15 protein-coding genes are annotated in these 12683 nt (G+C 56.5%); 3 read left to right on the plus strand and 12 right to left on the minus strand.

Annotated elements, in window-relative coordinates:
* The 4 genes from ACEQWH_RS05155 to ACEQWH_RS05170 form a co-directional block, all read right to left on the minus strand.
* Positions 1–872, minus strand: an 872-nt coding sequence (locus tag ACEQWH_RS05155; RefSeq protein ID WP_370228645.1) for an aspartate-semialdehyde dehydrogenase, incomplete at its 3' end; no start/stop codon positions are given.
* A 130-nt stretch (positions 873–1002) separates the two neighbouring features.
* The gene (locus ACEQWH_RS05160; protein ID WP_370228646.1) at positions 1003–2046 is read right to left on the minus strand and encodes a glycosyltransferase family 4 protein; all 1044 of its coding nucleotides are present in this window, start codon (positions 2044–2046) and stop codon (positions 1003–1005) included.
* A gap of 14 nt (positions 2047–2060) precedes the next feature.
* Positions 2061–2870: a division plane positioning ATPase MipZ gene (locus ACEQWH_RS05165; protein ID WP_370228647.1), complete on the minus strand. Its 810-nt coding sequence runs from the start codon at positions 2868–2870 to the stop codon at positions 2061–2063.
* 157 nt (positions 2871–3027) lie between these two features.
* Positions 3028–3585, minus strand: a complete 558-nt coding sequence (locus ACEQWH_RS05170; protein WP_370228648.1) for a pseudouridine synthase — start codon at positions 3583–3585, stop codon at positions 3028–3030.
* Between the two features lie 83 nt (positions 3586–3668).
* Between ACEQWH_RS05170 and ACEQWH_RS05175 the strand changes: the two genes are divergently transcribed.
* On the plus strand, positions 3669–4805 hold the full coding sequence (locus tag ACEQWH_RS05175; protein WP_370228649.1) for a PLP-dependent aspartate aminotransferase family protein: 1137 nt from the start codon (positions 3669–3671) through the stop codon (positions 4803–4805).
* On the opposite strand, the gene ACEQWH_RS05180 is transcribed toward ACEQWH_RS05175, so the two are convergent.
* Complete coding sequence (locus ACEQWH_RS05180) at positions 4806–5411, minus strand: DNA-3-methyladenine glycosylase I (RefSeq protein ID WP_370228650.1); 606 nt, start codon at positions 5409–5411, stop codon at positions 4806–4808.
* Positions 5412–5420: 9 nt separating this feature from the next.
* A complete protein-coding gene (locus tag ACEQWH_RS05185; RefSeq protein WP_370228651.1) occupies positions 5421–6104 on the minus strand; it encodes an SGNH/GDSL hydrolase family protein in 684 nt (227 codons plus the stop codon).
* Positions 6105–6233: 129 nt separating this feature from the next.
* Between ACEQWH_RS05185 and ACEQWH_RS05190 the strand changes: the two genes are divergently transcribed.
* The gene (locus tag ACEQWH_RS05190) at positions 6234–7388 is read left to right on the plus strand and encodes a benzoate/H(+) symporter BenE family transporter (protein ID WP_370228652.1); all 1155 of its coding nucleotides are present in this window, start codon (positions 6234–6236) and stop codon (positions 7386–7388) included.
* Between the two features lie 68 nt (positions 7389–7456).
* Positions 7457–8278, plus strand: coding sequence for a TauD/TfdA dioxygenase family protein (locus ACEQWH_RS05195; protein WP_370228653.1), 822 nt, complete (start codon positions 7457–7459; stop codon positions 8276–8278).
* Between the two features lie 103 nt (positions 8279–8381).
* On the opposite strand, the gene rpmE is transcribed toward ACEQWH_RS05195, so the two are convergent.
* The 6 genes from rpmE to ACEQWH_RS05225 form a co-directional block, all read right to left on the minus strand.
* A complete protein-coding gene (rpmE, locus tag ACEQWH_RS05200) occupies positions 8382–8603 on the minus strand; it encodes a 50S ribosomal protein L31 (RefSeq protein WP_209355252.1) in 222 nt (73 codons plus the stop codon).
* Between the two features lie 11 nt (positions 8604–8614).
* Positions 8615–8989, minus strand: a complete 375-nt coding sequence (gene rplS, locus ACEQWH_RS05205) for a 50S ribosomal protein L19 (protein WP_370228654.1) — start codon at positions 8987–8989, stop codon at positions 8615–8617.
* A gap of 257 nt (positions 8990–9246) precedes the next feature.
* Positions 9247–9720 (minus strand): DUF2269 family protein, encoded by a 474-nt coding sequence (locus ACEQWH_RS05210; RefSeq protein ID WP_370228655.1) that lies wholly within the window; start codon positions 9718–9720, stop codon positions 9247–9249.
* Positions 9717–11018 carry an SDR family oxidoreductase gene (locus ACEQWH_RS05215; RefSeq protein WP_370228656.1) on the minus strand — a complete coding sequence of 434 codons (1302 nt, stop codon included), beginning with the start codon at positions 11016–11018 and terminating at the stop codon, positions 9717–9719. Before ACEQWH_RS05215 ends, ACEQWH_RS05210 begins: the two co-directional genes overlap by 4 nt.
* A gap of 5 nt (positions 11019–11023) precedes the next feature.
* Complete coding sequence (gene trmD, locus ACEQWH_RS05220) at positions 11024–11839, minus strand: tRNA (guanosine(37)-N1)-methyltransferase TrmD (protein WP_370228657.1); 816 nt, start codon at positions 11837–11839, stop codon at positions 11024–11026.
* Between the two features lie 48 nt (positions 11840–11887).
* On the minus strand, positions 11888–12683 hold a 796-nt coding region (locus ACEQWH_RS05225; protein ID WP_370228658.1), incomplete at its 5' end, for a hypothetical protein.

The following is a 12683-nucleotide window of genomic DNA, read 5'->3' on the forward strand; positions in this document are numbered from 1 at the left end:
AAATCGCCGACGCATTCTTTCGGGGTCACATAGCCGCCGTCTTCGCGTTTATCGATGACCATGATGCCCGGGGCTTCGCGCAGGATTTCGCGGGCTTCGTCTTCGTCCAGGAACTCTTCGAATTCGATGTTGATGGACTCGGAGTGGCCTACGAATACAGGCACACGCACACAGGTCGCGGTGACTTTGATTTTCGGGTCCACGATCTTTTTGGTTTCGGCCACCATTTTCCACTCTTCTTTGGTGGAGCCGTCTTCCATGAACACGTCGATGTGCGGGATCACGTTAAAGGCGATCTCTTTGGTATAGACCTTTGGCGGCACATCAGAGGTCGGGTTATAGACCGCTTTGGTCTGATCCCACAGCTCGTCCATCGCGTCTTTGCCAGAGCCAGAGACGGATTGATATGTGCTGACCACGACGCGTTTGATTTTCGCGCGGTCATGCAGCGGCTTCAGCGCTACAACCATCTGAGCTGTCGAGCAGTTCGGGTTGGCGATGATGTTTTTCTTGGAATAGCCGTGGACCGCCTCGGGGTTACACTCTGGCACGATCAGAGGCACGTCGGGGTCGTAGCGATAGAGCGAGGAGTTATCGATCACGACACAGCCGGCCGCAGCCGCTTTGGGCGCGTATTCCTTGGTCGCGGTGGAGCCCACAGCAAACAGCGCCATGTCCCAGCCGGTGAAGTCAAAGGCATTCAGATCCTGGGTGGTCAGGGTTTTATCGCCAAAGCTGACTTCGGTGCCCAGCGAACGACGGCTCGCTAGAACGGCAAGTTCATCCACGGGGAACTGACGTTCCTCGAGGATATTCAGCATTTCGCGGCCCACATTCCCGGTGGCGCCAACGACGACGATGCGATATCCCATTTTCTTCTCCATAAGACTTTGGTGCCCGAGTGTTTCGGACGGGCTCTCATAGCGATCTTTGCCTGTGGAAAAAAGGGGCAGGGCGCCGTATTCTTGTGATGTGGGGCATCAAAGAACGCGATTTACGCTATTATTTGGCGTCAAGCAGCCCTTGATAGACATCAACCAGCGCGCGTGCCTCGTTTTGGATGCTGAAATGACGCTCGACGTGCTGCCGCGCGGCAATTCCGGCCTCCGCTAGAGTGTTACGATTCTCCAACATGTCGGCGCAGGCCTTTGTCAAAGCGGGGATATCGTCGGGTGCAACGACGCTGCCGACCGCCTGATCTGTGACAATTTCGGCAAACGCCCCGACATCTGTCGCCACCACAGGGGCGCCACAGGCCATGGCCTCTAGTGGCGTCAGTCCAAAGCCTTCCCAGCGTTGTGGGGCGACGAACAGGTCCAGCACCTGATACCAGTCGGCCATCTGATCCACTGTCACTTCAGGCATGAAGTGGATGCGATCTGCCAGTCCGTGGTCTGCGACTCGTGCTTTCAGATCAGCCAGATAGCCTGTGTGTTTTTCCGTTGCCCGCCCCATGACGATGCCATGCACATCATCGTGCAACGTGCAAAGCGTCAGCATGGCCTCGACAAAAGCGTCCGTACCTTTTTGATGTCGAATGCGGCCATAGCAGCCCAGAAAGACACCCTCGGGCAGCCCAAGCTCACCGCGTTTGGCTGCGCGAAATTCCGTTGGCTGAAAGCTGTCCAGATTGATCCCATGCAGGATTACGGTCGAATCGCGTTCCAGATAGCTGGCGGTTTTCTGCGACGTCGCTACAACCCCATCCATTTTCGAGATCAGCCATTTGGTATAGCCCGAGTGCTTGCGTTGCGATGCGCTGGTGAAAAGCAGTTTCCAGTTCTTGCGAAAAACGCGTGTGAAAAACAGTCCTAACAACATTTCAGTGTTGCGTCGGGCGTGAAAAACCCGGCGGGGCGCACCCTTTAGAAAGGCTAGTTTCCAGATCGGCACATGCGGAAGATCGCTCGGCAAACCAGGGCCCGTGGCAACGATACCGATCATTTTTGCCTGAAGCGGCACAAGCCGTGCGATTGTTGCGGTCACGCCTGAAAGACGCCGCTTCAAATTTGGCGCAATGACCTGAATGTCGCTGTGTCGCGCCATAGTTTGCTCTTGGGTTAGAAGTTGATTTCGACGTCTGGCAGGTTCAGCTCTTTGATCAGGTCGCGCAGTTCCTGACGGGCTGCGACGTTGGAAATATTGAGCTGCTTAACGCCGATGTCTTTCAGATCCAGAAGGGTCAGCCCGCGCGGAAAGAGTTCGCGGAAGATGACGCGCTCGTTAAAGCCAGGGGCAGTGCGGAACCCGATCCGTTTGGCCAGACGTTCCAGCGCCTTGCCCATCTTTTCCTTGTTGACCATTTGCTGCGCGCCAAGACGGTTGCGCACGACGATCCAGTCGATCGGCTTCAGACCGGCCTGCGCCCGCAGTTGGCGCGCGTTCCAGACCATTTCGGAATAGACAGAGGGGCCCATAATCTTTTCGCCGTCGACATCAATTTTGGCCAGCAGGTCAAAGTCGACGAAGCTGTCATTCAAGGGCGTGATCAAGGTGTCGGCCAGCGAATGCGCGACCTGACTGAGACGTGTGTGCGAGCCAGGGCAGTCGATCAGGATGAAATCATTGTCAGGCTCAAGCGTCGCGATCGCGGCGGACAGGCGCATGTCATAGATGTTTTCGCCTTCCTGAAGGCTCGCCGGATCGATCTCTGGCAACTCGAAATACTTCGGCGACGGCAGCTCGATTTCTGCCTTTTCGGCGAAGCGTTCGCGGTTTTCGACATAGCGGCCAAAGGTGCGTTGGCGCAGGTCAAGGTCCAGTCCGGCAATGGAAAATCCCATACGTGCCACGGCCGAAGCCACGTGCATTGAAACGGTGGATTTACCGGCCCCGCCTTTTTCGTTTCCCACAACGATAATATGCGCCATCTCTCGATCCTCAATATGCTCGGTCGTGCTGATGTGGCCCTACGGCCTTATGCCCTTAACGCCACTATATGTTGTGTTTGCATTTAGGGGAAGCACGGTTTGGGGCTCTTGTCTTGCAATTTGCGCAAGGGTTCAAGCGGATAGCGTGTCTGCGGGCCTAAACTGGCGCGCCGTCTATCCAGTTTCCAGAGTCGATGCCGTCCAAAGTCCACGATCCAACGCGGTATCGGATCAGCCGCAATGTCGGGTGTCCAACGGCGGCCGTCATGCGTCGCACCTGCCTGTTGCGCCCTTCGGAAATTGTCAGTTCGATCCAGCAGTCGGGCACGGATTTGCGCACACGGATGGGTGGTGTGCGCGGCCAGAGGCCAGCGGGCGCATCCATCCTGCGCACCTTGGCAGGCCGTGTTTTGCCGTCCTTCAGATCGACGCCCTGCCTCAGGTCTTGCAGCGCGTCATCCGTGGGGATTCCCTCGACCTGAACCCAATAGCACTTGCTCATTTTGTTCTTGGGGTTGGCAATGCGGTTTTGCAATTTGCCGCTGTCGGTCAGAACCAAAAGCCCTTCGCTGTCGCGGTCAAGGCGGCCAGCAGCATAAACGCCGGGCACGTCAATGAACTCGGAAAGCGTGCGGCGCGTCGAGCCCTCTGTGCCCTTGTCGGTGAACTGCGACAGCACATCAAACGGTTTGTTAAAGAGGATCACGCGGGCCATGCGCAGGCTTTACACCGCGTCGTGCGCTTTGGCTATTGAAACTCGGTGCGCGCGTGCGAAAGATGCATCGCAAGGAGATCACCATGAAAAAAGATGTCAAACCCGCGACATATGCGGCCCATGCCGGCGGCAGCTATGATGATGTCACCGGAGGCGTTGTCATGCCGATTCAACCGTCTACGACCTATCGGAGGGGCGAAGACTATGCGCCGCTGAACGCCGACAACGTCTATATCCGTCCGCACAACGAACCGGTTCGCGCAGCCGAAGGGATCATCGCCGACTTGGAAGGCGCGCAGGACGCGTTGCTGTTTCCAGCAGGAATGGCGGCGATTGCGGCGGCGTTTCGCTGGTTGCCCACTGGCGCGCGGGCTGTTGTGCAGTCGGGGATCTATTGGGGGACAACGAAATGGCTGCGTGGTTTCTGTGACAGGCGCGGTATCGATCTGGTCGAGGTGGATGCAAGTGATGCCGCTGCCCTCGCAACCGCGATTGGTGCGAAAGTGGATCTGGTTTTTATCGAGACGCCCTCAAACCCATGGCTTAAAACCGCGGATATCGCGCAGGCCGCAGAGCTGACCCACGCCGCCGGCGGGCTGTTGGTGGTGGACAGCACCGCGGCCTCTCCGCTTTTGACGCGTCCCATCGACTTTGGTGCGGATTTTGTGATGCACTCGGCCACCAAGGTTATGAATGGGCATTCCGATGTTCTGGGTGGCGTTCTGTCTGCGGCGCGCGACAGCGCGGTTTGGCAGGCCATCAAAGATGATCGCGCCGAGACCGGTGCTGTTATGGGTCCGTTTGAAGCCTGGCTTTTGGTGCGCGGGCTGCGCACCCTGCCACTTAGGATCGAACGCATGTGCCAGAATGCTCAGGCCGTCGCAGACTATCTTGTGGATCACCCACAGATTTCGGACGTGTACTATCCGGGCCTTGCATCGCATGCAGGCCACGATACGGCAGCACGTCAGATGTCGGGTGGATACGGCTATGTGTTGTCTGCGCTGGTCAAAGGCAGCGAAGCCGATGCACTTCGGGTCACTGGGCGCCTTAATCTGTTTTTGCGCGCAACCTCGATTGGCGGGGTCGAAAGCCTTGTCGAGCATCGCCACACGATCGAGCCGCACACCGGCATTCCAGAAACGCTGTTGCGACTGTCTGTCGGGATCGAAGATGCGGGCGATCTGATCGACGATCTGGCGCAGGCGCTGGGCCAATAACTAGGGGCGCACAAACGTTTTGCGCGCCTCTTCGCATTCCTCGCGAATAACACAGCCAATGTCGTGGTCATTGATCAGACCCATTGCCTGCATAAAGGCGAAAATCGTCGTTGGGCCGACGAACTTCCAGCCGCGTTTTTTCAACTCTTTCGAGATCGCGATCGAGTCAGGCGACATGGTCAACGTATGCGGCGTACCCAGCGTCTTGGGGTCCGGTTCATAGCGCCAGAAAAAGCGGGCCAACGAGCCTTCGGCCAGAACCATCTCTTTGGCCCTTTGCGCGTTGTTAATCACCGCTTCGATCTTGCCGCGATGCCGGATGATGCCGGCGTTCTGCAGCAAACGCGTGACGTCATCCTCATCGTATTCCGCCATCTTTTCAAAGTCGAAACCGTCGAAAGCCGCGCGAAAATTCTCGCGTTTGTTCAGGATCGTGCGCCAGCTCAGGCCTGACTGAAAACTCTCGAGACAGATTTTTTCAAACAGGCGCTGGTCGTCTTTGACAGGAAACCCCCATTCGCGGTCGTGATAATCCAGAAACTCTGGAGCTGACCCTGCCCAGGCACAGCGCGGGCGTCCGTCTGCTGCGATGAAAAGTTCTGCCATAAGTGCCCCCTAGCGCGTTGGGTCCACCCTGCGAATATAGGCTGCGGCGCGTTTGCCGATGGCAGCGCTGCCTTTGATCGATGGGTGGATGCGATCAAGGCCATGATAGGAAAGATCCCCATTCGGCACCAGATCCGCCATCGACAGATAGTGGAACCCTTTGCGGGTTGCCGCCATTTTCTGGAGTCGCTCTTCCAGGATGTCGCCTTCCTCAGCACAGCTCTCGATCGGAGAGTCTTTGCCCGGTGTGCGCAGATACCCAAGCCACAGAACCTGCCCGCCACTGGTTTGCAGGCGCGTGACAAGGTCGGGGATTTCGCCGCTTTTGCCATCAGCCGAGACCAAACGGTCCAGTTTGCGTTTGCAGCCCGTGCATCCACAGACCAGCCAGATGTCATTGCCGCCGCCATTGGCGATGACCCAGTCGTACTGACCACCGCGATACTGTTTGCCAATGTTAAACCCGACAGCCCCCGTGAGCGGCAGCGGATAGATAATACGGGCACCGATCACAGAGCGGTCGACCACCGGCTCTCCGAGTTCTTTGCTGATGACGTGCGAAATAGCGCGTTGCGAGATGCCATGGGCGGCCATCATCGAATCCCCGATCGCCAGCATCTGTGGTTCTTTATCCGAAGTCGGCGTAACACAGCCCGCCAAAATAAGCGGAATTAGAAGCAACAGTCTTTTCATGGCCTGCTCTGCCTTTCTAAATATCCCCGAAGTGCCTGTATCGGGTCTTCAATATTGAACTTAGCTTGTCTTTCGCGACATCGCACGGTTTACCTTGTTTGCGATATTTCAACCCAAGGGGTCAGCAGAATGTCCGAATTGCGTCTTTCCCATGTCATCGCTGGATGTGTGGCGGTTCTGGTGGGCTATGCGGGCAGCGTTGCGATCATTTATCAGGCGACCCTTGCGGCCGGGGCGACGCCAGAACAAGCCTCCAGTTGGATGTTGGCGCTTGGGTTAGGCTGCGGATTATCAAGCATTTACTTGTCGTTGCGCCACCGCATTCCCATGCTGACGGCCTGGTCCACACCCGGAGCGGCCCTTTTGGTTGTGGCCCTGCCGGGGGTTCCCTTGTCCGAGGCCGTCGCGGCCTTTTTGTTCTGCGGCCTGCTGTTGTTGATCACAGGGCTGACTGGGTGGTTTGAGCGTCTGAACGACTGGATCCCAGACGCGCTGGCGAATGCTATGCTTGCAGGCGTGCTGTTCCGCTTTGGGGTTGAGGCCTTTGGCGCGCTGCAAATCGACTGGGTTTTTGCCGGATCGATGATCGCGGCCTATGTGCTGGCCCGCAGTTTCGCACCACGCTTCGCTGTGCCTTTGCTGTTGGTCTATGGCCTTGGGTTTGCCGCGGCGACGGGGGAGTTTGACCTGAGCGCCTGGAGCGGCGTTGGGGTGGCCATGCCGGTGTTCGTGATGCCCTCTTTTGACATGTCCGTTCTGATTTCCGTGGGACTGCCGCTGTATCTGGTGACCATGTCCTCACAGAATATGGCAGGCGTCGCAGTGCTGCGTGGCGCCGGATATCGCGCACCGGTCTCGTCGGCCCTGAACGTGACAGGCGCGCTGACTGTGGTCTTGGCCCCCTTTGGTGGATTTGCCTTCAACCTTGCCGCCATCACAGCCGCAATTTGCGCCAATGAAGAGGCCGGGGAAGACGCGGAAAAACGTTATTTCGCGCCTGTTTTCAGTGGTTTGATGTATATCATTTTGGGCGTGTTTGGCGCTGCGGTGATCGGCCTGTTCCTTGCAGCCCCAAAGGTCTTTGTCGCCGTTCTCGCAGGCCTTGCGCTTTTGCCGACGATTGCGGCCTCGTTGTCCGCCGCCATCGAGACACCCGCCCACCGCGAGGCCGCGCTGATCACCTTCCTGACGACGGTCTCGGGAATTTCCTTTGTCGGAATTGCGGCCCCCGTCTGGGGATTGCTATTTGGTGCATTGACCTATGGGTTGACCAAGTTGCGCTGATAAGTTTGTTCTTTCTTTCCGGAACCTGCGACTTGATCTAGCGTAGGTCAAAATGCACGAGGGAAACGATGGAAATACGGCCACTCACCGGCGCTCTGGGCGCGGAAATTTATGGAGCCGACGTCACACAGAGTGATCAGTTTGAGGAGATCCAAGCGGCTTTTGCAAAATATTCGGTCATCGTTCTGCGCGAGCAGACACTTGCGCCGCAAGATCACCTGACCTTCGCCCGTTGCTTTGGTCCCATCAACGTCAATCGCTTCTTTAAACCTGTCGACGGGCATCCCGAGATCGCGACCGTCCTGAAGGAGAAGGATCAAAAAGAAGCCGTCGGAGAAGGGTGGCACACCGACCATTCCTACGACCAAATCCCAGCGTTGGGGTCGATCCTGCACGCCATCGAAATGCCGCCCTTTGGGGGCGATACGCTGTTTGTGTCGATGGGAGCGGCTTATGAGGCGCTCTCTGCAACGATGCGTGAGTTTCTGGATGGCCTGAGCGCAATCCATTCCTCGCGTCACGTCTTTGGGGCAACCGTATCGGACAGCGAGGCTGCAAAAAGCGGGCGGCTGTTAAATGCCGCAGTTGCAACGCAGGACGCGCGCCACCCTGTTGTCATCACCCACCCGCTAAGTGGGCGTCGTGGCCTGTATGTGAACCCGGTGTTTACCACGCAGATCGAAGGTCTCAGCCCGGATGAATCAGAGGCGCTGTTGCAGATGCTTTATGACCATTGCATGCAGCCCGAATTCCAATGTCGCGTGCGTTGGCAAGAGGGGGATCTGACGATGTGGGACAATCGAGCGACGTGGCACAAGGCGATCAATGACTATCACGGCTATCGGCGTCTTATGCACCGCGTGACGGTTGACGGCGTTGCGCTGGTCTAAGTGTCTCGCCTGAAAAGGGTGGTGGCGGCGCATCACAGCGTGTGCCCAACAAAAAACGCCGCCCCGATGAGGGACGGCGTTTTCGAAACCAAAGTGGCCAGACTTAGAAGCCCAGACCTTCGTATTTCTTTTTGAACTTGGAAACACGGCCGCCCGCGTCCATCAGGCGAGAGTTGCCGCCTGTCCATGCTGGGTGCACGGAAGGATCGATGTCGAGCGCCAGCTGGTCGCCTTCGGCACCCCAGGTGGAGCGCATTTTGACAACAGTGCCATCGGTCATTTTGACGTCGATGAAGTGGTAATCTGGGTGCGTATCTTTTTTCATCAGTCCACTCCTTACGCTTTAGGCGCTTTGTAGTTGGTGTCTTCTGCGATACGCGCGGATTTACCACGGCGGGAGCGCAGGTAGTACAGCTTGGAGCGACGTACACGGCCACGGCGTACGACGGTGATGCTGTCGATGTTGGTGGAGTACAGAGGGAACACACGTTCCACGCCTTCACCAAATGAAATCTTGCGAACAGTGAAGGAGCCAGCGATGCCGGAGCCATTTTTGCGAGAAATGCAAACGCCTTCGTAGTTCTGAACACGAGTGCGGGAGCCCTCGGTTACTTTAAAGCCAACGCGAACAGTGTCGCCAGCTTTGAAATCTGGGATGTCTTTGCCCAGAGAGGCGAGTTGTTCCGCCTCGAGTTCTGCGATCAGATCCATCAGATCTTCTCCTATTTTGCTTGTGGTTTTGCCCACAAAGTTAGGTGCCGTCCAAGAACTCTGCGTCTTCACCGGGTCCGCTTGATCCAAAAGGAGCGCCCGCCAGAGGGTAGCCGTCGTTGCTTATGTCTCTTTCGCGAAGGGCACCTGATCCGAAGAAGGAGAGGCCATGCCAATACACAAAAGGCCCGACGACTCAGAAATGAGTCCCGGACAGGCGGTGTATAGGGGGGAATGTGGGGTGTGGCAAGGGATGCTTAAAAAGGGAGGGTCGGTTTTGTAAGCATTAGCCAAATAATTCCCAAGACCGCTGCAAATGCTGGAAAACCACAATAAAACCAGATCTTGAATAGGCGAAAGTACCTTGGTTCTAAAGCGCGATCTTCTGCAAGGGCACGCTCTGCTAATTTTCTAAGTTGAATTTGGATCCAGACAACAGGCAGCCAAAATGCACCTGTGATCGCGTAAAGAATGAGAGATGCGAGAATCCAGCCTTCAAAAATAGGCCATCCCGTTTCTATCGCGAGGAGCATTCCGGTGATAGGCTGGACCACAACGGCAGTCGCCGTAAAGATCATGTCTGCTATGACCACAACACCTGCCGTGTGGGCAATAATTCGTGCCGACCCACTGCGATGCGCCATCAGCATGAAAAATGCGATGCCTGCGCCGGTTCCTAAAAGAACACATGCCCCCAAGATATGCGCAAATAATAGAACTTGATACGTCATCTGTCCTCAAGACTCAGGAAAGCAAATAGTGCAAGCATCGCTGCCGGAATAGCTTTCACCATTGGCCCCAAAGGATCTACCCAAAGTGACGGTACGAATAGGAGCGCACCCAAGCAATACGCTATCGTAACAGCGATCATGCCAAGAGAAGCTCGCTTGGCGAAAGGTCGCCAAAGCAGCAATAGGCCAAGGAAAATGTCGAAGCATGAACCTAATAATACGAAGCCTGAGGCTAATGTGTTCCCGAAACCTTGGGTTATCAAAACCGCCGCTGCGTCTTGAAATTTCAGGAATCCGATGAGACCGGATGCGATCCAAAATACGGAAAGGCAGGCGATTGCAACTGGCATCATGAAATAGAGCCTAGAGAACCAACGATCCTGTAGCGTTGCGGGCATGTTTGTGAGAGTCGTCTCCAACGACTTGAATTTTCGCCCACCCATTGCTTGCCATACAGAACTGTCTGCCGTGATCCCGTTGGAAAGAATTTTGATTGATGTTGTCCGCAATGCAGGTCGCCAACCCAAACGACCTAGAAGATCACCACATCTGGCAGCAGTAGAAAGCACCACTTGAGGCATAGGTATTCTGAGTTTTGGTGTCGGAAACCCCAACCATTTTCTGATTAGGTCAATTGTTTGAGGTAGGTTGCGGTGTTCAGATTCGGAGAGCTCAAAGGTGTGATTGAAAGGCAGCTTGCCTTCTACACAATCTGCAATGGCTTGAGCCAACTCTTCCAACCCGATGGTTTGGATGTGACTGTCCGCCAGAAAATTAAATCGGGCACCTGGAAGCCCTGCCACGCCGCGTAAAATCGCAGACCCACCAAAGGCGTTGCGCCCAATCACAAGAGTTGGCTTGAGGATAATGCTCTCAACAGCCGCCTTGCGCAAAATTTCATCACCGCGGGCTTTGCTGCGCAAAAATTCTGTATCTGCTGTGAGCTCTGCTCCAGCGGCCGATATTTGAACGACACGTATGTCGCGATCCGCAGCTGCGGCGCAAAGATTTGCCACCATGTTCACATGGATGTCTTCCAGCGTCCCATGCGCGCCATCCTGCAGTGCTCCAGCAGCATTCACCACAACCGAAACACCCGATAAGCATGCTTCCCAGTCGGCAACGGAATACTTCGTCACATCCGCGAAAACCCATTCGCCTTCAAAGCCAGAGGCCATCGAATTTGCTTTGGACCTGCCCAATGCTTTGATCTGTAGATCACGGTCGTTAAGCGCGTGAACGGTCGCAGCACCGATGAGACCGTATCCACCTAAAACCAGCACTTTGGCCTTTTTCATCTGCGCTATCCTTTATGCCGCGCCCACAAATCCGGCCGCCTCTCTTGCGTCAGCGCCTCGCTTTGGGCGCGTCGCCATGCGTCGACCTTGCCGTGGTTGCCGCTGGTCAGCACCTCAGGAATCTCTAGCCCGCGCCATTCTGCGGGGCGGGTGTATTGCGGGTGCTCCAAAAGCCCGTTGGAGTGGCTTTCCTCTTCGATGCTCTCGGCATTGCCCAGAACCGATGGCAGCAGGCGCACGGTTGCGTCAATCATGGCCTGCGCTGCGATTTCTCCGCCGGTCATGACGAAATCGCCTAGCGATACTTCTTGGATATTGTAGTGATCCAGAACCCGTTGATCGACGCCCTCAAACCGGCCACACAGCATAACAACGCCATCATTTTGCGCCCACGCGCGGGCCATGGATTGGTCAAACCGCCGTCCGCGCGGAGACAGATAGACCAGCGGGCAGCGCCCTTTGACGGATTTCAGAGTGTGATCGATGGCTTTTCCCAGAACGTCCGGTCGCAGCACAAGACCCGCGCCACCGCCAGCAGGGGTGTCATCGACGTTGCGGTGCTTGCCTTCCCCAAAGGGGCGCAGATCTGTTGTTTCGAGCTGCCACTTGCCATCTTTCAGGGCCTTACCTGTCAGGCTTTCACCCAAAACGCCGGGAAACGCACCGGGGAACAGGGTGATGATATGGGCCGACCAGATGTTATGCAGGCGCGGAGTCTGGGTCATCAGCTCGCGTGGTTTAAACGAGGCAGAGATCGACTTGCGTCCATGCGATCTGGGTTTTGGCTCCGGGGATCCTGTGGATTTTGGTGTATCGCTCATGACGCGCTTGTGGGGCTTGATCGGGCGAATTGCAAGCGTTTGGCTGCGCTAGGTCGCTTGCCTGCGCGCGCGCCAGAACGCTTTCCGGGCCTGAAGTTTTGCCTGTTTCAGCTCCATCGGATCGAGGTCTTGGCGGTTCAGATCTAGATAAATCGCGGCCAGCTCTTTGGGCAATGTACCGTTGGTGATGCCGGTCGGCTCCATCACCGCGCGGTGTTTGCTGAGCTGAGGCAGCAAATCAATCGCGGCCTCGGCCGGTCCAAGGCGGCGCGCGCCGATGTCTTCAAGCCAGGCGCAGTGCACAGGTACAGGCGCAATGGCTTTGGCGATCTCGTCCGCATTCGTCGCAAGGTCGCATGCGGCGGCGGGGGATTGCAGATAGCTCTCCAGATCAAGCGTCATAGGGCGGCTGCGCAAATGCTGGCTGTAGCAGCTTTTGGCCCAGGCTTTCGTGTCGCGCAACGTCAGCAGGACGTGCAGATCGTGGCCAGCAAAACCGGTTTTGGACAGCTCTTGGATAAGGATCGAAAGGGTCTGTCCCGCCTTGTCATACGTGGTTTTGCCGTGACGTCCGGGCATCGAGCCCGCAAGGTCTTCTTCTGAAATCAACAGATCGCGTGTATCGTCGGGGTCGAACTGTGCGAAAAACGCCTGAATGGTCTCGCGCAAAAGATCATGCATCTCGGCATCAGCATTGCGGGCGAAAAGCCAGGCGGCGAGCCGCAGATCCTTGGTTTCTTCCAGCGTGTTCACCCGCACCCAAGGCGCAATCACATCCGCATTCTTGCGCATCGTTGTTTGCAGTGACGATGTGCCCGTCTTGTGAAAGCCAGGGTGGATCAGC

Source organism: Cognatishimia sp. (genome assembly GCF_964229375.1).
In the GTDB taxonomy this organism is placed as follows: domain Bacteria; phylum Pseudomonadota; class Alphaproteobacteria; order Rhodobacterales; family Rhodobacteraceae; genus Cognatishimia.

Excerpts from the sequence above, each read along its gene's own strand:
- ACEQWH_RS05210 (WP_370228655.1), bottom strand. The coding sequence starts at position 9,720 with ATGACGTATCAAGTTCTATTATTTGCGCATATCTTGGGGGCATGTGTT.
- ACEQWH_RS05195 (WP_370228653.1), top strand. The coding sequence starts at position 7,457 with ATGGAAATACGGCCACTCACCGGCGCTCTGGGCGCGGAAATTTATGGA.
- ACEQWH_RS05180 (WP_370228650.1), bottom strand. The coding sequence starts at position 5,411 with ATGGCAGAACTTTTCATCGCAGCAGACGGACGCCCGCGCTGTGCCTGG.
- ACEQWH_RS05215 (WP_370228656.1), bottom strand. The coding sequence starts at position 11,018 with ATGAAAAAGGCCAAAGTGCTGGTTTTAGGTGGATACGGTCTCATCGGT.
- trmD (WP_370228657.1), bottom strand. The coding sequence starts at position 11,839 with ATGAGCGATACACCAAAATCCACAGGATCCCCGGAGCCAAAACCCAGA.
- ACEQWH_RS05165 (WP_370228647.1), bottom strand. The coding sequence starts at position 2,870 with ATGGCGCATATTATCGTTGTGGGAAACGAAAAAGGCGGGGCCGGTAAA.
- ACEQWH_RS05175 (WP_370228649.1), top strand. The coding sequence starts at position 3,669 with ATGAAAAAAGATGTCAAACCCGCGACATATGCGGCCCATGCCGGCGGC.
- ACEQWH_RS05190 (WP_370228652.1), top strand. The coding sequence starts at position 6,234 with ATGTCCGAATTGCGTCTTTCCCATGTCATCGCTGGATGTGTGGCGGTT.
- rplS (WP_370228654.1), bottom strand. The coding sequence starts at position 8,989 with ATGGATCTGATCGCAGAACTCGAGGCGGAACAACTCGCCTCTCTGGGC.
- ACEQWH_RS05185 (WP_370228651.1), bottom strand. The coding sequence starts at position 6,104 with ATGAAAAGACTGTTGCTTCTAATTCCGCTTATTTTGGCGGGCTGTGTT.
- ACEQWH_RS05170 (WP_370228648.1), bottom strand. The coding sequence starts at position 3,585 with ATGGCCCGCGTGATCCTCTTTAACAAACCGTTTGATGTGCTGTCGCAG.
- ACEQWH_RS05160 (WP_370228646.1), bottom strand. The coding sequence starts at position 2,046 with ATGGCGCGACACAGCGACATTCAGGTCATTGCGCCAAATTTGAAGCGG.
- rpmE (WP_209355252.1), bottom strand. The coding sequence starts at position 8,603 with ATGAAAAAAGATACGCACCCAGATTACCACTTCATCGACGTCAAAATG.